Source organism: Desulfobulbus alkaliphilus (assembly GCF_016918545.1).
In the GTDB taxonomy this organism is placed as follows: domain Bacteria; phylum Desulfobacterota; class Desulfobulbia; order Desulfobulbales; family Desulfobulbaceae; genus Desulfobulbus; species Desulfobulbus alkaliphilus.
The window spans coordinates 38136-58187 of sequence record NZ_JAFFQC010000007.1 but is presented as its reverse complement, the minus strand read 5'-3'; the positions used below and the strand labels follow the sequence as shown (position 1 = coordinate 58187).

Genomic DNA, 20052 nt, shown 5'->3' with positions numbered 1-20052 from the left:
AAGACAACCGGCTGCTATGGGCAGGCCGATTATCTTCGTGTCATGGTTACGGTGTGCAGTATGGAGGTTTTCGTTGCCGCGAATACCTCAATGTGGTATTGTCTCAGTCACGCTCAGACAGTTCAACCAACACCCCGCCAGTGGCTTTGGGGTGCAAAAAGGCAATTTTGGCGCCACCGGCTCCCATGCGAGGTGTTTTATCGATGAGGGCGACGCCTTTTTCCTGCAGTTCGGCCAGAGCCTCTTCAATGTTCGCGACCCGGAAAGAAACATGTTGAAAACCGGTGCCTTTTTTCTCGATGAATTTAGCAATCGGTCCATCGGGAGCGGTCGATATCAACAACTCAACTTCACTGTCGCCCACCGGGTAGAATGCGGTTGTAACTTTCTGCTCTTCCACGGTTTCCGTGCCTTCGAGTTTAAGGCCGAGGATTTCACCCCAGAACTTATTCCCTTCTTCAAGAGTGTTGACCGCGATGCCAAGATGATCGATCTTCAAAATTTTCATGCTGAGGTCTCCTTTCCGTTACATTGTAGCGGATGTTGTGTTGAACCGATTGCGTTGAGCACCAGACCAGAAGGCCGTATTGTGCTCAACGTACATGATGCCTTCTGATTCCGAACCAAGAGGCATTCTAACACATTTTCATACTGTTTCAATCTATTGCCGATCAAACTGCCTGCCTGAAACCTATTACGCTGAAAAAGGACACCCCCCTGAATCCGTGGCGGCTGAACTCTTTTTGGGGTGTCAGTGCTGTTGTGGACGATGGTATTGACGGTCCTTCAGAGTCTTTTTAAGCGGCTCGTTTGACGAAAATTCCTCTGGGATCAACGGTTTCGCGGATCAAACGGACCTCTTCCACTGTCGGTGGTGGAAATTCAGCGACATGTGGGGCAACGAGCAGTTCGAATCCAGTGGCCGCCTGAACGCTTTTAATGGTTTCTCCTGGGAATGTATAGAGAATACGCATTCTCTTGGTCTCTTCATCAAAATCAAAAATACCCTTGGTGGTGATAAGGCGATAGGGCCCCTTGCCCTGCATACCCGCCTTTTGACGTGCGCCGGGGGTCCCGTCGAGGTGACCGGGGCTGGTGACATAACTCAGCTTTTCGTTGAATTTTTTTCTCTCATGGGGGACGATCAGAATGGTACGCTCGCAGGAAGCGGCCATGTCAGCGGTGCCGCCGCTTCCGGGAAGACGTACTTTCGGTTTATGGTATTCGTCTGGAAATTCACCTATCATGGTGGAATTAAGATTGCCGTACATATCGACTTCAGCGCCGCCGATAAAGCCAAAATCGGCGAAGCCTCGCTGAGTCAGTTCAAAGGCCGCATTCAGGCCTTTCATATACGAAGCACCGGTCCCGGTTTTAGAATCGCCCACCGATATCGGCAAACCGTGCAGTAAGGGGGGGCCGACAGCGCCGGCTTCGAAAACCGGAATCAGGCCGGGGGCGTGGGTAAGCTTTGCCAGTAGGGTTGCGACCATGGGCAGGCCGGTCCCGACAAAGACGATTTTATTGTCTTCGAGAACTTTTGCTCCCGCCACAACAATGAGTTCCTGGGCGGTGAAGTCCGTTGCAACTGTCATGGTGACTCCTTATCTTTGACCTGAATCCGAGACGGCTGGACTCTTATTTTGGATTATATCTTGCTGTCATCAAATTATAATTGCAGTGGAATCCTTGATTATAACTTTCACCAGCCCCCTTCGGGGCATCCAGGTTTGAATGCTCACGGATCCAGGTTTGAGTTCCGGGAGGTTCCGATGCTCTGACAATGATGCTGGCACGGATCAGGCCAGCCGTTGGCAGTGAACAGCTTCCGCGGCCTGGTCGGCGATCAGCTTTCTGGTCTGGAATGTCTCGATGTACTCTCCGAAGGTTTCGACACCAAAGATGTGCTCATCGTACCAGGTCTTCAATGCATCGGCTGATCCACCCTTAACCATCGGAGAGATGAGACCGAGGAACTTGAGGATTTCATCGCCGTTGTAATAATAATGCCGCCGACAGGCACCCGGATAGGCACCAAATGGGACCTGGACGACTGCATCAACCGCGGGGAAGGGAATCGCTATATCCTTTGGATTGCTGGTGATGATTTCATGGTCAAGGAGTTGCTCGCAGGTGACGATGGTATGGGCTGAGGCCATGGCGATTTCAGCGCAGGTGCCGTCGGTCCCCCGGATGATGCAGTTCCCGTACATATCGGCGGCCTGCACATGAATCAGGGCCACATTGGGGTTACTGGCCGGGAGCAGCGCGATGGGTCGGCCGGTAAAGGGGCAGTCCATGACCCTGGTGCGGCTGGTGTTCGGGATATCTCCGCCCAGAGGGCCGCGAGTCGGAATGAAAGGCAGGCCCATGGCACCGGCCTTGAAACGGGCCGACATGTTATAATTGCTCCAGTCTTCAAATTCGATCATGCCACGTTCGCCAAGATACCTCCAGGCAGGGGACAGGCCAAAAGACTCGTGGCCCCAATAGGCCAGCTCGATTCTTTTGATGGTGCAATGATCCGGCCTGATCATCATGGCTGCAGCGAGAATTTCAGGGGCCATGGCTGCTGACTGGAAAGAAAGAGTCAGGTCCTTGAAACCCTGCCGCACCATTTCGTGACAGGTGGCGACTGGCTGCCGTACATGGACGAACCCGCCGATACCGATATTATCGCCATTTTTGATAAATCTGGACACAGCTTCTTTGAGCGACATCCGTTTATCCCACATGGACTTGTTCTTGTTAACAAGAGCTTCCCTTGCTTCATCGGGTGATAAACCCGTCCAGAACATTTGCGTGCTATTTTCCAACTTGCTTCCTCTTGCTTTTTGTCAGAAGTTGCTGATACTCGGGCGATACGTATGGCTTTCCAGAATCCCTCCTAACCTGAATCCGTGACGGCTGGACGATTGTTTTGGATATATTTTGCTGAACGCTCACAGATTCAGGTCTTCAAAAAAAAAACCGATAACAACGAGGGGTCTTTCGTCATTGTTTCGGTTTTTTCACTGATTCGATCAAAAACAATCCAATCGTTCTCATTCTTATACGTGTTTGATCTATCATGGGTTGAGTCAATTCTCCTCAAATGCTTTATCGCGGAATGATCGTGATATGCTCAGATGACTTGCCTCTTCGACCTGGATTACTGCAAACGCAATCAAAGGTTCGGAAAATGCTTCAAGAAAAAAAAAGAAATCCAGGAAAGTTTTGCAGCACCCTATGGACTCGTTTGGCCTGCTCCCTTTTTCTTTTCGCCCATCCATTGCCGTTTTGGTGTCCTGAAACGGGTATGAACAAGAAACCCTTCGCCACGATAAGCGCAGTATGTTCGAGCTCAGCGGAAAAAAAGGGTAACACTCTGAAAATGAATAACTTTAATTTAGTCTACCTATTTGAAGTTCATCATTTTGTCAACAGCAAAAAGAACTCCGCAAACGCGGAACCTCAAGCTTTGCGCATTAATCGAAAAAAATAAGGTATATTGCAAGTAATTTTCATGCGCTTTATTTACCCCGGCCTGAATCCTTGAACGTTCGTCCCTGCGTCAGTTTTATTGTCGGCGACCGTTCGATGATTCACTTTATCGGACGGATACGGGCAATGATGATGGCGTGCGGACCGACGCCTCGAAGGGCGGCTGGTGAAGGTTATCATCAAGGATTTATCCGTAATTATAACTTGATTACAAGAAAATATATCCCAAACAAGCGTTCAGCCGTCACGGACTCAGGTCCGGGTAAAGGTTTACCCGACACAATATTGTGAACACTTCGATTTTCGTGTAGTAGATAATGATTCGGGAACGGTTGTACCGTTCAGCACCATGCACCATGCTTCGTTCATCCAGAAACGGTTCTACTCCCTGACGTTCTGTTGCGCTTGCACATGTCATTTGCCAGCAAGTACGCTTCGATTCAGAACAAAAAATTTCCCTGAATCCGTGAGCGTTCGTCGGTACGTCAGCTTGATTGTTCAGGGCTGTTGGATTAAAGGACCTTATCGGACGGATGCGGGCAATAGAAAATGGCGTGCGGACGTGCGGACCGACCCCCCGAAGAGCGGCTGGTGAAGGATAACTGGCAAGGATTTCGTCGTATTTATAAGATGGTTACAGTAAATTAAGTCAATAACAAGAGTCCAGCCGTTAATGATTGAGGATCTAACCCAGCAATTGTACCAAGGAGCGTTCTGATGAAAGTATACACAGGTGGTGGAGACAAAGGGAAAACAAGTTTGTTTTCAGGTGAACGGGTACCTAAACACCACATCCGCATCGAGGCGTATGGTGATCTGGATGAATTAAATTCCATTTTAGGAGCGGTCGCAGCTTACCTGCCCCCTGACGAACAGGTACTTTGGGAGGATTTTGATGGCATGCAGTCCAATCTTTTTCTGGCCGGAGCCTGGCTGGCCACCACACCGGATTCATCAGCCACTGGGTATCTCACACCACTACCATCTGAAGCTTCAAAGCAACTGGAAGCCCGCATTGATGCTCTCTCGGAATCGCTTCCAGTCTTGAAGGCTTTTATTCTTCCCGGGGGCCAACCGGTCGCAGCCTGGTGCCATGTGGCGAGAACAGTGTGCAGGCGATGCGAGCGACGTTTGACGGAATTGATCGAAGCATCGGATGGCGGGGACGAGTTGGCCGCTATTCTCATTTATTTGAACCGTCTGTCGGATTATCTCTTTGTTGTGGCCCGTTATCTCAATCAGGCACTGGGCACGGAGGACAAAATCTGGAAAAAAGAGTAAGTGCCCATGTACCTGGATTTGTCACCGCTCGATTATATTGGACTTCGGCATGATTTTTCTTGTGCTGATATTGAAATTCACTGTCATTCCGGCGGCAATACAAATGAAATACTTTTTTTGTTTTATTCCGGTTAATGAAGTAGTATTGACTTATTTATAAACAAGGGGCGTGCTCACGCGTATTGTGTGGCTGAGGTCCCGTTTTTTTTTGACCAGTTTTCGCTGGAAACCAGGATTCTGGATCCCTGAGCGTTCGCTGTTGCGTCAGTTTCGATGTCCGGGGCCGTTAGATTGGAGTGGAATGTATCGGACTGTTTCGGACCAAGAAGATGGCGTGCGGACGGACGCCCCGAAAAGCGGAGGGTGAAAGTAGTCATCAGGGATTCCTCAATAATTATTTTCTGATTACAGCAAAATGAAATTCAAAAAGAGTCCAACCGTCACGGATTCAAGGTAAAACCCAAGCCTGTGTTTAATGTTTCAAGGAGTGCAATTGACAGTGCTCTAAAAATCCAGAAGGACAGACCGGCTATTGGCCTCTGCTGCATCGACCATGGACCATCTTCCCGCCATAACCCTCATCACTGATCCTGCATTCAGCCGGCACGACACAGGTGGAGGCGAGCATCCGGAAGTTGCTGAGCGAGTGCAGGTCATAACGGATCGTCTTGACCAGAGCCCTCTGGCAGGCACCCTCAATCGTCTGCCATCCAGGGCGGCTCTACGTTCACAATTGTTGAGCTTTCATACCGAAGCCTGGTTGTTTCGGTTCGAGGAAGCCGTGTTGTCCGGACGTACCTATATAGATCATCCTGATAATCAGGTTTGCTATGACTCTTATGAGATAGCTACCCTGGCCGCGGGTGCCGGCCTGGTTGGCATTGATGCAGTCGAACAACGTTCGAGTAACGCCGTCTTTAGCCTGACACGTCCCCCAGGACATCACGCCGAACCCAACATGCCGTTTGGATTCTGTTTTTTTAATAATTGCGTCATTGCGGCCCGTTATTGGCAGCGACAATATGGGCGACAACGGGTGTGCGTCTTTGATTTCGATGCGCATCATGGCAACGGCATTCAGACCGCCTTCGAAGAGGATCCCTCCACAGCCTATATTTCTATTCATGAACATCCCAGTTTCAGTTATCCAGGGACTGGTTGGGCCGAAGAGCATGGCATTGGGGCGGGAAAGGGAACTATCCTCAATTTACCCCTGCCACCAGGGGCCGGTGAACGGGAAGTGCTTCGCCTTTTGCCGAAAATAAGAATTTTTCTTGAAAAATTTCAACCTGATGCCCTTGTTATAGCCGCCGGGTTTGATGCCCACAGGGAGGATGATATGTCCGGATTGGCCTTCAGCGTTGATTTATACCGGAAGTTGGGCACGTTCATAATGGATCTGGCTCGGAATCATACCCAGGGTCGGGTCATGTCCATCCTTGAGGGCGGGTATCACCTGGACAAACTCGGCCTCTGTGTTGAAGCGTATCTGATCGGGATACTTGAAAATACCAAATGAGCGCAATCAGTGGTGGAACCATGGCCAAGGGAGAACAGTGATGTTCATACAGTATCATATGACTACTCCACCTTTTACCGTCACTCCGGATCATACTGTTGCCGAGGCGGTCGATATCCTTCATCAATATGACTTTCGTCACCTTCCGGTCGTTGATGAAAGCGGCATACTTCTCGGTATCGTTTCAGACCGGGATCTGCGCTCCGCCCGTCCTTCCTCTGTAGCTCGCAGCAAGGAGCGACACAACGTTGAAGAGCGGGTGAGAAAAACTCCGGTTTCCGTCGTCATGTCAAGAGACTGCCTGACACTCTCCCCTTTAGCAACCCTGGATGATGCCCTGCTGATTTTCCAGTCGCGTAAAATCGGAGCGTTACCGGTTGTCAATGACGAGGGACGACTGCTTGGTATTTTCACCATCGGCGACCTGATGAAAGCCTACCGCTGTCTTTTCGGCCTGGGGGAAAAAGGATCGGTCCTGGTATCGATCAAGGATAATGAAGATCCCCAGGCCCTGAGTAAATTAGTCAATGTGCTTGAAGACAAACAAATTCAGTTCACCCGCTTGGTTCGGACGGATGGCACCTGCAAAAGCCAGCCGATGATCTTTGTCCGGATCAATACCTACAATGTCCGCTCTGTATACAAGGCTGTCGAGGCGGCCGGTTTTTCAATTCATGTCCCCGAAATATCACTGTGAAGGAGTTGGATATGCTGGACAGGTTGTTTTCTCCGCAGACCATTGCTGTTATCGGTGCATCCAAAACAATCGGCAAGGTCGGATACGATATAATGAGCAATCTGGTGAAGAGTGGATTCAAGGGCCCTGTTATTCCAGTAAATTCTGCTGGAGGTGAACTGTTTGGTCTCAAGGTTTATCCGCACATCACCGAGTACCCCGATCCTGTTGATCTGGTTGTCATTGCAGTGCCGGCGGAATTGGTGCCCGCCGCTGCCAGGGAAGCTGTCCGGAAAAAAGCTGGAGCCATTGTGGTTGTGGCTTCGGGATTCAAGGAAAGTGGCCTCCAAGGTCGCGAGTTGGAGGAGGAGTTGACCGCTATCTGTCGCCAGGGTGGCGTGCGTCTGCTCGGTCCAAATTGTCTGGGAATCATCAACACGGCCATCCGGTTGAACGCTTCTTTTTCCAGAAGAATCCCACAACCCGGACATCTGGCCATTTTTTCCCAATCCGGAGCCCTGTGTACGGCCATGATGGATATTGCCGATGAGCGGGAAATGGGGGTCTCCATAGCCATTTCCATCGGTAACAAGGCCGATATCAATGAAGTTGACGTCCTTGCCACCTTGGCGGGCGATGATGAAACCAAGGTCATTGTCGGCTATCTCGAAGACATCAGTGATGGTGACAAGTTCGTTAAAGCAGCAGAGGAGGCAAGCAGCCGCAAGCCGGTTGTTATCCTCAAGGCCGGGACCACCAGCGCCGGAGCTCGGGCCGCAGCCATCCACACCGGTGTGCCGGTCGGCAAGGATACGGCATACGGCGCGGCTTTTAAACGGGCTGGCATCTGCCGGGCCGATTCTTTTGAAGCCCTTTTTGATTACGCCACAGCCCTCGCCCTGCAACCGACCCCCCGGGGCAACCGGGTATTGATCATTACCAATTCCGGTGGTTCGGGGACTATGGCCGCGGATGCCGCGGAAAAGTCAGGATTGGTTGTAAGCAGACTCACTGATGGATTGACGGCCTCCCTGCGGGACAAACTGCCCCTGGCCGCTTGTATTAATAACCCCATTGACATTTCCGCTGATGCTGAACCCCGGCACTATGCCACTGTCATTGCAAGTGCTCTTGCCGACGGGTCCATAGATGCCATCCTGGTGGTGCTGGCACCGCAGTACATGAATGAACCGGCGGCAACCGTCCGTGCCATTCTGGCCCAGCTCGATGACACTGTTCCTATCCTTGCTTCCTTTCTTGGAGGCAGTGATGTCATGCCCTCGCGCAAGGAACTGGCCGCTGCCGGTCTGCCCTTTTATGATTCGCCGGAACGGGCTGCCGGTGCTTTGAAGGCCATGTATGAGTATGGAGTCTGGAAGCGGCGGCCCGCCCGTCACGTGGTCCGTTTTCCCGTCAATCGCCGACGGGTTGAACGGATAATCACCCGCAGGCAGCGAACCGGTCGCCTGCGTCTTGGCGAGGTTAAGTCCAAGGATATTCTTAAGGCGTATGGATTCAATATCATGCAAGGTCGCTTGACCACTTCGCTCGAAGAAGCAGTGGAAATTGCCCGAAGCATAGGTTTTCCCGTTGCCATGAAGATTGTTTCGCCCAGTATTGTGCAGAAATCCGATCTCGGAGGTGTGCGACTCAATCTCGGGTCCAGTCAGGAGGTGGCCGACGCCTTTGATCTCATGATGCTGCGCATTAACAAGCATGCTCCCAATGCTATTATTGAGGGTGTCTATGTGGAAAAAATGGCCGAAAAAGGACTGGAGGTCATTATCGGCATGACCCGGGATCCCCAGTTCGGACCTATGCTGATGTTTGGTCTGGGTGGTATTTTTGTCGAGGTAATGAAGGATGTCACCTTTCATCTGGCGCCTATTACAGAGAACGAGGCGGTGCAGATGCTCAAGTCAACCCGGTCCTACAAGCTCCTTGAAGGCAAGCGTGGTCTCAAGGAGGTCGATATCAGCGCCATTGCCGTTGCCTTACAGCGGATCAGCCAATTGACCACTGATTTTCCCCAGGTCGTCGAACTTGACATCAACCCCCTGATCGTCGGTGAAGTCGGCAATGATCCAGTGGTAGCCGACGCCCGTATGACTTTTGCTCGCCCTTTGACGGGTGTCTGAACGCTTGCCAGAGCAGTTTGTCGAAGACAATATCCACCCATTCCAGCGGGGTTTGCCATGGAATATGATAGCAATTGGCAGGAAAAATACAGCGACATGATTGCCACTCCAGCCCAGGCCCTGAGTCATCTCAAGGCAGGGCAGCGCGTTTTCATCGGTACCGGGTGCGGAGCCCCGCAGGAATTGATCGCTGCCATGACCACTCGGGGCCGATCCGTGACCAATGTCGAAATCATTCAGCTGATCACCAAGGGCGAAGCCCCGTATGCCGATAAAAAAATGTCGGACAGCTTTGCGATTAACGCATTTTTCATCAGCTCCAATATTCGCGATGTTATTCAGGAAGGGTTCGGTGATTATACACCGATTCTTCTTTCCGATGTGCCAAGGCTTCTTGATTCGGGTATCCTGCCCATTGATATCGCCCTCATCCAGGTCACTCCGCCCGACATCATGGGACGAGTGAGCCTGGGAATTTCAGTGGATATTGTCCGTAGCGCCATTGAGAACGCCTCTCTGGTCATTGCCGAGGTCAATCCGAATATGCCGTGGACCCACGGTGATACCCAGGTAGAGGTCTTTGATCTTGACATCCTGGTGCCGGTTGACCGACCTATTCTTGAGCGACGGGTGGATCCACCCAACGAAATCAGTCGAAAAATAGCCAGAACAGTGGCCGCACTCATTCCCAACGGTTCCACCATCGAACTGGGGTTGGGGCGAGTACCTGGTTACGGCCGCATACCACAGGTGGTGATGGAGTATCTTCATGACCGAAAGGACATTGGTTTTCATACCGAAATGATCTCCGACACCATCATCCCTCTGATCGAATCCGGAGCGGTGACAGGCGCGATGAAGAGTATCGATCGTGGCAAGATTACCGCCAGTTTCTGCATGGGGACCAAGGAGTTATACGATTATATCGACGACAACCCGCTGTTCAGTTTCCGGCCCACCGAGTACATTAACGATGCCAATATAATAGGCAAACACAAGCGGATGGTTTCGGTCAACATGGCCCTGGAGATCGATCTCACCGGCCAGGTCTGTTCCGATTCCGTGGGGGGGCGTTTTTATTCCGGTATCGGCGGCCAGATTGACTTCAACCGCGGCGCCGCCAAGTCGGAAAGCGGTCGAGCGATCATCACCCTGCCTTCGGTCAACCGGGAAGGCACCAGGTCACTGATCACCTGCACCCTGCAAGCAGGTTCTGGCGTGGTCATCAATCGGGCCAGTGTACACTATGTGGTGACCGAATACGGTGTGGCCTATCTCCATGGCAAATCTATTCAGGAGCGGGTTATGTCCCTGATTTCCATCGCCCATCCTGAGTTTCGGGAACAGCTGTTTCGGGAAGCGGTGGAGGCCAGATACCTGCGTCCTGACCTGGCCCGCTTCGGCAACCGTTTTATGATGCCGGTGGAGGAATCCATCCGTGCTACCTTCCTCATGGAAGACGGTATCGAGGTCAGTTTTCGTTCCATCCGGCCCACAGATGAGCCGCACATGCGAGATCTGGTCTATAATCTCAGTCAGGAGACCATCTATTACCGCTTTATGAGTCGGCATCAGCGATTTACGCCCAGGCAGATTCAGGATTTTGTCTATATCGATCATCGTCGTGATGTGGCGGTCGTTGGAACAGTGCCTGAAGCTCACGGCGAACAGATTATTGCGGTGGGGACCTACTATCTCAATGAAAAGACCAATATGGCCGAAGTCGCTTTTGTGGTTCGCGACGGCTGGCAGAATAAGGGACTGGGCACCTTCCTGTTCCAGCATCTGATCAAGATCGCTAAACGCAATGGTATTGCCGGGTTTACCGCCGAGGTGCTCAAGGAAAACCAACGGATGCAGAACGTCTTTAACCATTCCGGTTGCAATGTCACCAGTCATCTGGACGAAGGCGTGTACAGTTTTGCGATCAAGTTTTAGGCTCTTTGTCGCCACGGTATCCGGAGTGTGTTCATGGGTACGCCTACCGGATGATGAGGCACAGGCGTGCTTGCCGTGAACCCTTGAGTCCGCGACGGACGAACGTTCACGGATCCAGGTTAACGTCACTCTTTTTCAGTCAATGTTTCTTTTCCCTGTGCAGACTCCTATCTTCTCACCTGACCGCCCTTTTGAACTTGTCACCAGTTTTACTCCGGCCGGTGATCAGCCCGAAGCCATTGAGCGTCTGGTACACAACCTCAGCGCCGGTGTACGCGATCAGATCCTGCTCGGGGTCACTGGATCCGGTAAGACCTTTACCATGGCGCAGGTAGTGGCACTGGTACAGCGACCAACGCTTGTGATAGCCCCCAACAAGACCCTGGCCGCTCAGTTGTTTGGTGAATTTCGCGAGCTGTTTCCTGGCAATGCAGTGGAGTATTTTGTCTCCTATTATGACTATTACCAACCGGAAGCCTACATACCGGCCTCTGACACCTATATCGAAAAAGACTCCGCTATCAATGATGCCATTGACAAGCTGCGCCATTCAGCTACTCGATCCCTCCTGACCAGGCGAGATGTGCTTATCGTTGCCTCGGTCTCCTGTATTTATGGTCTCGGTTCGCCGGATGAATATAAGAATATGCACCTGTTTCTTCGTCGGGGTGAAGACCATCCCATGGAAGAGGTGCAACGGCGATTGGTGTTCATGCTTTACGAACGTAATGAGATTTCTTTTCATCGAGGGACTTTTCGGGTTCGAGGAGATGTCATCGATATTTTTCCCGTTCACGAAGAGGAGCAGGCCATCCGGGTTGAATTTTTCGGTGATACCATCGATTCCATCACCCTTATCGATCCGCTGCGCGGGGTAGTGATCGCCGATGTCGATGAGGTGGCGGTTTTTCCTGGCAGTCATTTTGTCACCAGCGAGGAGAATCTGAAGACCGCCATGGTTTCGATTCAGGATGAACTGCAGGTCAGACTGGTTGAACTGCAGGCCGCCAATCGGCTCGTCGAGGCGCAGCGACTGGAGCAACGGACCATGTTTGACCTGGAGATGATTGGTGAGCTGGGCTACTGCAACGGCATTGAGAATTACAGCAGACATCTGACCGGCAAGGCACCGGGTACCCCTCCGCCCAACCTTCTTGACTATTTTCCGGACGATTATCTGCTCATCATCGATGAATCACATATTACCATTCCTCAAATCGGCGGAATGTTCAACGGTGACCGGTCACGTAAGCAGACCCTGGTGGAGTTCGGATTCCGGCTGCCCTCGGCCCTGGATAATCGTCCTCTGCGTTTCGACGAATTCGAAGCCCGCATCCGTCAGGTTGTGTATGTTTCAGCTACACCCGGACCATACGAACTGGAACGGTCCGGGGCATGTATCGTCGAACAGTTGATCCGGCCCACAGGCCTTCTCGACCCCCGTATCGAGGTTCGACCAGCCTCATCCCAGGTCGATGATCTGCTCGAGGAGGTACGCTTGCGCAATGCGCGGAATGAAGCGGTGCTGGTGACCACCCTGACCAAGCGAATGGCCGAGGATCTGACCCGGTATTACGAGGAACTGGGTATTCGGGTTCGTTATCTGCACTCTGATATCAAGACTCTGGAACGGGTAGAGTTGATCCGAGGCCTGCGTCATCGGGAATACGATGTTCTTATCGGGATTAATCTGCTTCGTGAAGGACTGGATATTCCCGAGGTGTCCCTGGTTGCGGTTCTTGATGCCGATAAAGAGGGGTTTCTGCGCTCCGAGCGCTCACTGGTGCAGACCTGCGGCAGGGCAGCCCGGAATGCCGCGGGCATGGTTATTCTTTATGCCGACAAGATCACTCCGGCCATGCAGCACACCATTGATGAGACCAATCGCCGGCGAGAGATTCAGAACGCTTTCAATCGTGAGCATGGCATTATTCCGCAGACAGTGGTTTCCGAAGTTAAGGATGCCATGGCGCAGCATCTTAAGGCTGCCGGATGGGAGAGCGCCGATGAGGCCACCGCGATGATTCCTAGCCTGTTGACCGCCGCGGAACCAGAGGTTGTCTACCATAGTGTTGAGGAACTGCACCGGGAAATAACTGATCTTGATCAAAAAATGCGGGCAGCTGCTGACCGGCTTGCTTTTGAGGAAGCCGCCGGATATCGAGATCGGATCCAGGAATTGAAAATGTTGGAGCTGGCGGTTGGCTGATTTGGTCTACAGATGGTCTCTGCTGGTGTTGCCAAGGTTGGTGGTGACCCTGATCAGGGTCTGGTTTGCCACTTGCAGACTCAGAACCCGCGGTGAAAAGCAGCTCCTCGAGATGCTGGCCAAAGGCGAGACGGGAATTGCCGCCTTCTGGCATTATTCTTTTCTGTATTTTTTTTATTATTTTCAGAAGCGTTCGACCTCGGCGGCGGTCATGGTCAGTGCCAGCCGGGACGGTGAATACATTGCCCGGGTGGCCAGGATACTGGGACACGTACCCGTGCGGGGGTCATCCAATCGTGGCGGTATGCAGGCGCTACGGGAGATGATCAACCTGTTGCGGCAGGGAACAAACGGTGCCATTGTTGCTGATGGCTCACAGGGGCCGGCACGAAGGGTCCAGCCGGGATGCATCTTCATGGCCAGTAAATCAGGGCGTCCTATTGTCCCCATGGCCTGGGCTGCTGATCGGTATTTCGCATTTAACAGTTGGGACAGAACTGTGATCCCGTATCCTTTTGCCACCGTTTTCCTGTATCAGGGGGAACCTTTGTATGTACCGCCAGACCTTTCTTCCGCCCAGGTTGAGAGCTATCGGCTGGCTTTGGAGGATTGTCTCAACAGGCTCTACCTCAAGGCCTGGAGCGAAGTGGGCCGTCCACCTCACGATATCGGTACAGAGCCACGAACCTGAATTCGTGACGGCTGGAAGCTTGTTTTAGATAAATCTTGCTGTAATCATGTTTTAATTGTAACGAAATTCTTGGTAATACATTTCACCAGCCGCCCCTCGGGGCATCCGTCCGCACGCCATCTTCATTGCCCGTACCCGTCTGATAAAATCTACTTTAATCGAACGGCCATGAACAACGAAGCTGACGCACGGATGAACGCTCACGGATTCAGGACGTAGCCGGGCCTACGGGTGAAATATCCCAGCAGGGGTTTTCAAGGCCTGCTTCGTAGCCGTTCACCGACTTCAGGGCAACGGTGGTCGTTTCCAGATACTCGCTGGTGCATCAGTTTTGTATCTGTCCCCAATCACAGGTGGTCGAAAGCAGGCTGTTCAGCTTGAATGCCGCTGCATGGAGTCGCATGATTGTGGGTGATGAAGTGCAGATAATCCGTACCCTTTTTTGATAACAGTTTGCAGGGAATCATGAGTCCGGAAAAAGTCAGAAGTGTTGTCCTGGCGGGCCTGAGTGGCGGCTCGGGGAAATCGGTGGTCACCGTCGGTCTGGTTGCGGCCTTGAAAAACCGGGGACATGACGTCGTACCATTTAAAAAAGGACCGGATTATATTGATGCCGGCTGGATGAGTAAGGCTGCCGGTCAGCCCTGCTTCAATCTCGATCCCTACCTCATGCCACCTGATGCTGTTGTGTCCACTTTTCAGTCCCATCTCCATGGGAACTCGTATGCCATTGTCGAGGGAAACCGGGGCATGTATGACGGTGTTAATGCAGCCGGTGATTTTTCGACCGGAGAGCTGGCACTCCTCCTTGATCTGCCGGTGTTACTCGTTGTCAACTGCGCCAAGACCACCAGAACGGTGGCTGCTCTGGTTCTTGGCTGTCAGGCCTTTGATCCAAGAATACGTTTTGCCGGTGTCATTCTTAACCAGATCGCCACGTCCCGACACGAATCCGTCATTCGTCTGGCCATGGAACGGTACACCGACCTGCCGGTTCTGGGGGTCATGCCGCGCCTGAAACATGATATTTTCCCCATGCGTCACCTTGGAGTGACCCCGCATCAGGAATATAGCAATGCCACTGAAGCGGTGGCTACCCTGGCCGCCTTAACCGAGACTCATTTCGATCTGGATGCCGTATGCATCGAAATGAAGGCAGTGGTGCCGATGCCACCCCCACCGGTCTCCCGGCGGAAGACTGCTTCGGCAATGCTGACCATCGGTGTGCTCCGCGATGCCGCCTTTCAGTTTTACTATGAAGAAAACCTGGAAGCCCTTCGTGCCGGTGGTGCACGGTTGATACTGATTGATGCCCTTTGTTCCCGAGAACTGCCACCCGGACTGGATGCCCTATACATCGGTGGTGGATTTCCAGAAACCAGTGCCCCACAGCTGGCTGACAATGCTGCCTTCCGCCAGTCTGTGTACACCGAAGTTGAAGCCGGGTTACCTGTCTATGCTGAATGTGGCGGTCTTATTTTTCTCGGACGGTCCATTATTCTTCGTGACCGGGAATACTCTCTTGCCGGAGTCTTTCCCGTGACCTTCACCATTGCCGAAAAGCCGCAGGCCCATGGGTATTCCACCTTTATCGTGAGGAGAGCCAATAGCTTTTACCCGGTGGGTATGCGCATCAAAGGGCATGAGTTCCGCTATTCGGTTGTCAAGCAATGGGCAGGAGATACAGAGGACCTGGTCCTTGAAATGGAACGGGGGACCGGTTTCACGGATGGACGCGACGGGCTGGTTAAAAACAATGTCCTGGCCCTGTATACGCATGTGCTGGCTTCCGGGACGCCTCAATGGGCGGAAGGCTTAATTGCCGCGGCCCGCAGGTATCATCATGGTGAAACCGCCGGTTTTCAAGCGGGTTGATTCGTACAGGCAGCCAACTACGGATTGATTCATTTTTTTTTGCCTTCGGCGCACATGTATCTTGAGAGTGAGTATCATTCAGGAGTGGCTGTTTGGCTCTGACTCCTGGTAGTGCCCCTGAATCCGTGACGGCTGGACTCTTGTTTTGGATATATCTTCCTGTAATCAGATTATCATTGCTGCGGCATCCTTGATAATAACCTTCACCGGCCGTTTTGCGGGACGTTCGCTCACGGATCCAGGGAGATATCAAATGTAATCCTCGGAATAGTGCGGATATTCCTGCGATTCCATTCACCGGCCCACCTTGATACAAAAAAATATGTTGTTTTTGCACAAATAATTCTACCCTTCGACCCTTCTTCGGATTCATTGTTCGTGATCGCTTGGTTCGTCCAGGCTGTTTTTGACAAGTGAAGGACGAGTGCTATAATGCATATATACAATTTGCTTTTCCCCTATCCTTTGCCGTCCATGCCAAGGTGAACGTGTTTTTTTATATTTTCTTTGTCGTTGTCCTGTCCGCACCGCAAGCCGTTTTTGCAGCGGAGAGTATTCTGCCGCAGACGTTTGGTATCTCTTTTTTTTTCCCCTTGCTGAGCCTGCTGCTTGCCGGTTGGGCCTGTTGGCTGTGGGTGCGATTGCAAGATCACAAGAAGGAGAATCAGGTGGCCCGGAAACAACTCCACCTGGCCCGGCAGACCCTGGACGCCGCTCCCTATGAAATTCTCTGGATGGACACTGAGTTCAGAGTCCTTGAGGCGAATCAATCAGCCGCCACCAGGGCAGGCGATCGCCAGTTGATCGGGGTCGATCTCGCTCAGCTGGAACCGAAATTGTTGGAGCATCCTCTAGTTGTTTCCTTGAAATCTCAAGACCAGGTCGACAAAATCAATGAGACATGTTCAGATCCTCCCCCTCTCTCCGGGGCAGCTGCCGATGATACCTTGGTTCTCCTTGCCGACAGTGAGCGGCGAGTAGTTGTATGGTTTAGAGCACCACCCGGTCGGAGCAACTGTGGTCAGGTCGAAGAAACGGTTTCAACAGCTGGCAGAGACAGTCAGGTTGCTTGGGATATGCAATCCGCCAGCCGCCTGAAAAGCCAATTCATAGCCAATATCAACCATGAAGTCCGCACGCCGATGAACGCCATCATCGGCTATACCGAAATGCTCGCCAATGCCGAACTGGCCCCCAGGGAAAAGCGTTTTGTCGACATCATCCACAAAAGCAGCCTGCGACTTGTTTCTATTTTCAACGACATCATGGAGCTCTCGAAGATCGATTCCGGCCGGATGCAGATCATGGCCAGTTCTGTGAGGTTATCGGCATTGTGCAGTGAAATCGAAGAACTTTTTCGGGATCAGGTTCATGAGAAGGGAATAACTTTTACGTGTCAGGTGGCCGCGAATGTGCCTCAGACTTTCATTCTCGATGGTGTACGGTTGAAGCAGATTCTGCAGAATCTGGTCAGCAATGCCATCAACTTCACCACCAACGGTTTCGTGAAACTGACGGTGTATGGCGAACCTTCGCAGGAGCTTTCAAGCTGCTTTGACCTTCGCTTCCAAGTCGAAGATAGTGGATGTGGTATTTCTGCCAGGGATAAGCGCAAGATTTTCAATTGTTTCAGTCAACGAAACAGTTCCACAGCGGATCAATACGTTGAGGTCGGCCTGGGTTTGACTCTGAGCAGTCGGTTGGTTGCCATGATGGGCGGGGATATTGAACTGACCAGTACTGAAGGCAAAGGAACGCAATTTACGATCTGCCTCCATGCCGTACGGGTCGCTGCATCATCATCCGATGAGTTGCAGGCAGAAGCTCCTCCGGTGGTGAAGAGTCTGGAACGAAAACTTCTGGTAGTTGACGATGTGGATTTGATCAAGGATGTGTTTGTCGATTTTTTTCAGGACAGTCCTCTCCGTATTCTCACCGCCAATACGGGTGAAGAGGCGTTGCGTATTGCCACCGAAGAACTGCCGGATCTCATCTTCATGGACCTCAACCTTGCAGGCATGGATGGTCGACAGGTCACCGAAGCGCTGCGACAGCAGCCTGAAACCGATGCCATTCCGGTTGTTGTCATGACCGGTGAGATGCTTGATGAAACCGGGTACAGACCTCTGTTTGACAATTTCCTGCAGAAACCGTTCAGGTTGGAGTCCCTCAAAGAGATTGTCAGTCAGTATGTCTCGATATCGGGTGAAGAGGAAGGGGATGGCGCTTCCTTTGGTCAACCGACCCGGGAGGAGGATATCTTCCTCAGCGGCATCAGAGCTGCCTGGACCGATGAATTGGAACAGTTGCGCCAACAGGCGGCTGGTTCCGGTAGCCTCTCCGATGCCATCGTGCTGGGAAGCGCCATGCAGCGGTTTGGAAAGGCTGGCATGCAACCGTTGCTGGTCGAGATTGGTGGAGAATTGGTGCAGCACGCCACAGAACCCAACATCCTGGGTGTCGATCGTTTGCTGGCAAAACTTTCACGGGTAACAGGTCGAAATCAAAAATGAAAAAAAAACATCCTCTTATCTTCATCGTCGACGATGTCCCGGAAAATATTCAAATCGCCATGTCTCATCTCAAGGAATTAGGGTGTGAGTTCGCCTATGCTACCTCGGGACAACAGGCACTGGAGCGGATCGTTGCCACCCGGCCGCAATTGATCCTCATGGATGTGATGATGCCGGGAATGAGCGGTTTTGAAACTGTGGAACTCCTCAACCAGAATGTGACTACCCGATCGATCCCGGTGATTTTCCTCACTGCCCGGGCCGAGTCCGAAGATGTGGTGCAGGGATTCAAGCTTGGTGGGGTCGATTATATCATCAAACCCTTCAAAGGAGTGGAACTACGTTCTCGAGTGCGCAATCATCTTGAACTGCACGCCTATCGCAGGGATCTCGAACAACTGGTGGAGGAGAGGACGCAGGAAACCGAGTTGCTCAAGGATGTGATTATCGAGGCCATGGGCGAAATGGCGGAATACCGTGATCCTGAAACCGGCAGCCATATTCACCGGACTCGTGAATATGTGTTCCTGCTTGCCGATACCTTGGCGGGAAACGGGTATTTTGGTGATATTCTCACCCCTGAGTATATCGTTTTGCTGCGGAAGTCCGCCCCTCTGCATGATATCGGTAAAGTGGCCATCCGGGATTCAATCCTGCTGAAACCGGGTAAACTGACTCCTGAGGAATTTGAAGAAATGAAGGCACATGCACTTTTCGGTGAAGAGGTCATTGCCAATCTTGAGCAGATGGCTGGTCAGCCGACCTCTTTTCTCAATTGTGCCAAAGAGATAGCCGGCAGTCATCATGAGAAATACGATGGGAGTGGTTATCCTCGGGGGCTGGTGGGAGAGAATATCCCCCTGGCCGGTCGAATCATGGCTGTTGCCGACGTGTATGACGCCCTCATTTCCAAGCGTGTTTATAAAAATGCCATGCCCCATGCCGAGGCGATGGATATCATGATTGCCGGCCGGGGTAATCATTTTGACCCGATTCTGATCGAAGCCTTTCTGCAGGTGGAACCCCGTTTCCATGATATCGCCCTGAAAAACCTCGACTGACAACAGTCGTCACGGATTCAAGGAAAAACGTATGAAAAGTTATCACAAAGAATTATGGTTTCATGTCCCTACCCGGCGAGCTTTTATCAATATCACCTCCGAGGTGGAGAAATGTCTCGCAGAAAGTGGTATCCAGGAAGGGTTGCTGCTCTGCAATGCCATGCATATAACAGCCTCGGTGTTTATCAACGATGACGAGGCTGGTTTGCATGCCGACTATGAGCAGTGGCTGGAACGATTGGCACCGCACGAACCGGTCAGCCAGTACCGCCACAACGGGTATGAAGACAATGCCGACGCCCATTTGAAACGGCAAATCATGGGCAGGGAGGTCGTAGTGGCTGTGACCAACGGCAAACTGCACTTTGGAACCTGGGAGCAGATCTTTTATGGAGAATTTGACGGGCGACGTAAAAAAAGAGTATTGGTCAAGATTATCGGATCCTGAAATCAGGCATCGTTGGCCGCTGCACCTGCAGGCGCACTTTCAAGGGTTGCCGGTGGTGTCGGTAAATGCATAAAATATTCACCTGTATTCGTGAAGGATGGGCTCTTGTTTTGGATATATCTTGCTGCACTCATATTATAATTGCAGCAGAACCCTTGGTATTACCCTTCACCGGCTCCCCTTCGAGGCGCCCGTCAGCACGCTATCTTCATTGCCCGTA

Annotated in this window: 14 protein-coding genes; 11 read left to right on the top strand and 3 right to left on the bottom strand. The window is 51.9% G+C overall.

Annotated elements, in window-relative coordinates:
- Positions 1-103 precede the first annotated feature (103 nt).
- The 3 genes from mce to JWG43_RS05400 all read right to left on the bottom strand — a co-directional run bounded on the left by mce (position 104) and on the right by JWG43_RS05400 (position 2720).
- Positions 104-508: a methylmalonyl-CoA epimerase gene (mce, locus tag JWG43_RS05410; RefSeq protein WP_205241801.1), complete on the bottom strand. Its 405-nt coding sequence runs from the start codon at positions 506-508 to the stop codon at positions 104-106.
- Positions 509-797: 289 nt separating this feature from the next.
- A complete protein-coding gene (locus JWG43_RS05405) occupies positions 798-1595 on the bottom strand; it encodes a CoA-transferase subunit beta (protein ID WP_205241800.1) in 798 nt (265 codons plus the stop codon).
- A gap of 204 nt (positions 1596-1799) precedes the next feature.
- On the bottom strand, positions 1800-2720 hold the full coding sequence (locus tag JWG43_RS05400) for a CoA transferase subunit A (RefSeq protein ID WP_240193401.1): 921 nt from the start codon (positions 2718-2720) through the stop codon (positions 1800-1802).
- Positions 2721-4200: 1480 nt separating this feature from the next.
- On the opposite strand from JWG43_RS05400, the gene JWG43_RS05395 reads away from it, so the two are divergent.
- From JWG43_RS05395 to JWG43_RS05345, 11 genes are all read left to right on the top strand, one after another.
- The gene (locus JWG43_RS05395; protein WP_205241798.1) at positions 4201-4764 is read left to right on the top strand and encodes a cob(I)yrinic acid a,c-diamide adenosyltransferase; all 564 of its coding nucleotides are present in this window, start codon (positions 4201-4203) and stop codon (positions 4762-4764) included.
- A 553-nt stretch (positions 4765-5317) separates the two neighbouring features.
- Positions 5318-6283 (top strand): histone deacetylase family protein, encoded by a 966-nt coding sequence (locus tag JWG43_RS05390; protein WP_205241797.1) that lies wholly within the window; start codon positions 5318-5320, stop codon positions 6281-6283.
- 40 nt (positions 6284-6323) lie between these two features.
- Positions 6324-6980: a CBS domain-containing protein gene (locus JWG43_RS05385; protein WP_205241796.1), complete on the top strand. Its 657-nt coding sequence runs from the start codon at positions 6324-6326 to the stop codon at positions 6978-6980.
- Between the two features lie 11 nt (positions 6981-6991).
- Positions 6992-9097: an acetate--CoA ligase family protein gene (locus JWG43_RS05380; RefSeq protein WP_205241795.1), complete on the top strand. Its 2106-nt coding sequence runs from the start codon at positions 6992-6994 to the stop codon at positions 9095-9097.
- Positions 9098-9154: 57 nt separating this feature from the next.
- Complete coding sequence (locus JWG43_RS05375) at positions 9155-11035, top strand: bifunctional acetyl-CoA hydrolase/transferase family protein/GNAT family N-acetyltransferase (RefSeq protein ID WP_205241794.1); 1881 nt, start codon at positions 9155-9157, stop codon at positions 11033-11035.
- A 142-nt stretch (positions 11036-11177) separates the two neighbouring features.
- Positions 11178-13244 carry an excinuclease ABC subunit UvrB gene (gene uvrB, locus JWG43_RS05370; RefSeq protein WP_205241793.1) on the top strand — a complete coding sequence of 689 codons (2067 nt, stop codon included), beginning with the start codon at positions 11178-11180 and terminating at the stop codon, positions 13242-13244.
- Positions 13237-13935, top strand: a complete 699-nt coding sequence (locus JWG43_RS05365; protein ID WP_205241792.1) for a lysophospholipid acyltransferase family protein — start codon at positions 13237-13239, stop codon at positions 13933-13935. Before uvrB ends, JWG43_RS05365 begins: the two co-directional genes overlap by 8 nt.
- Positions 13936-14400: 465 nt before the next feature.
- Positions 14401-15810 (top strand): cobyrinic acid a,c-diamide synthase CobB, encoded by a 1410-nt coding sequence (locus JWG43_RS05360; RefSeq protein WP_205241791.1) that lies wholly within the window; start codon positions 14401-14403, stop codon positions 15808-15810.
- Positions 15811-16298: 488 nt separating this feature from the next.
- Complete coding sequence (locus JWG43_RS05355; RefSeq protein WP_205241790.1) at positions 16299-18323, top strand: ATP-binding protein; 2025 nt, start codon at positions 16299-16301, stop codon at positions 18321-18323.
- Positions 18320-19384: a response regulator gene (locus JWG43_RS05350; RefSeq protein WP_205241789.1), complete on the top strand. Its 1065-nt coding sequence runs from the start codon at positions 18320-18322 to the stop codon at positions 19382-19384. The genes JWG43_RS05355 and JWG43_RS05350 overlap by 4 nt, the downstream gene beginning before the upstream one ends.
- Before the next feature lie 31 nt (positions 19385-19415).
- Positions 19416-19832, top strand: a complete 417-nt coding sequence (locus tag JWG43_RS05345; RefSeq protein ID WP_205241788.1) for a secondary thiamine-phosphate synthase enzyme YjbQ — start codon at positions 19416-19418, stop codon at positions 19830-19832.
- The last annotated feature ends 220 nt before the right edge of the window (positions 19833-20052 follow it).

What these genes read in the sequence shown, in the direction of transcription:
- mce (WP_205241801.1), bottom strand. Translation starts at nt 508, where the DNA reads ATGAAAATTTTGAAGATCGATCATCTTGGCATCGCGGTCAACACTCTT.
- JWG43_RS05405 (WP_205241800.1), bottom strand. Translation starts at nt 1,595, where the DNA reads ATGACAGTTGCAACGGACTTCACCGCCCAGGAACTCATTGTTGTGGCG.
- JWG43_RS05400 (WP_240193401.1), bottom strand. Translation starts at nt 2,720, where the DNA reads ATGTCGCTCAAAGAAGCTGTGTCCAGATTTATCAAAAATGGCGATAAT.
- JWG43_RS05395 (WP_205241798.1), top strand. Translation starts at nt 4,201, where the DNA reads ATGAAAGTATACACAGGTGGTGGAGACAAAGGGAAAACAAGTTTGTTT.
- JWG43_RS05390 (WP_205241797.1), top strand. Translation starts at nt 5,318, where the DNA reads ATGGACCATCTTCCCGCCATAACCCTCATCACTGATCCTGCATTCAGC.
- JWG43_RS05385 (WP_205241796.1), top strand. Translation starts at nt 6,324, where the DNA reads ATGTTCATACAGTATCATATGACTACTCCACCTTTTACCGTCACTCCG.
- JWG43_RS05380 (WP_205241795.1), top strand. Translation starts at nt 6,992, where the DNA reads ATGCTGGACAGGTTGTTTTCTCCGCAGACCATTGCTGTTATCGGTGCA.
- JWG43_RS05375 (WP_205241794.1), top strand. Translation starts at nt 9,155, where the DNA reads ATGGAATATGATAGCAATTGGCAGGAAAAATACAGCGACATGATTGCC.
- uvrB (WP_205241793.1), top strand. Translation starts at nt 11,178, where the DNA reads ATGTTTCTTTTCCCTGTGCAGACTCCTATCTTCTCACCTGACCGCCCT.
- JWG43_RS05360 (WP_205241791.1), top strand. Translation starts at nt 14,401, where the DNA reads ATGAGTCCGGAAAAAGTCAGAAGTGTTGTCCTGGCGGGCCTGAGTGGC.
- JWG43_RS05350 (WP_205241789.1), top strand. Translation starts at nt 18,320, where the DNA reads ATGAAAAAAAAACATCCTCTTATCTTCATCGTCGACGATGTCCCGGAA.
- JWG43_RS05345 (WP_205241788.1), top strand. Translation starts at nt 19,416, where the DNA reads ATGAAAAGTTATCACAAAGAATTATGGTTTCATGTCCCTACCCGGCGA.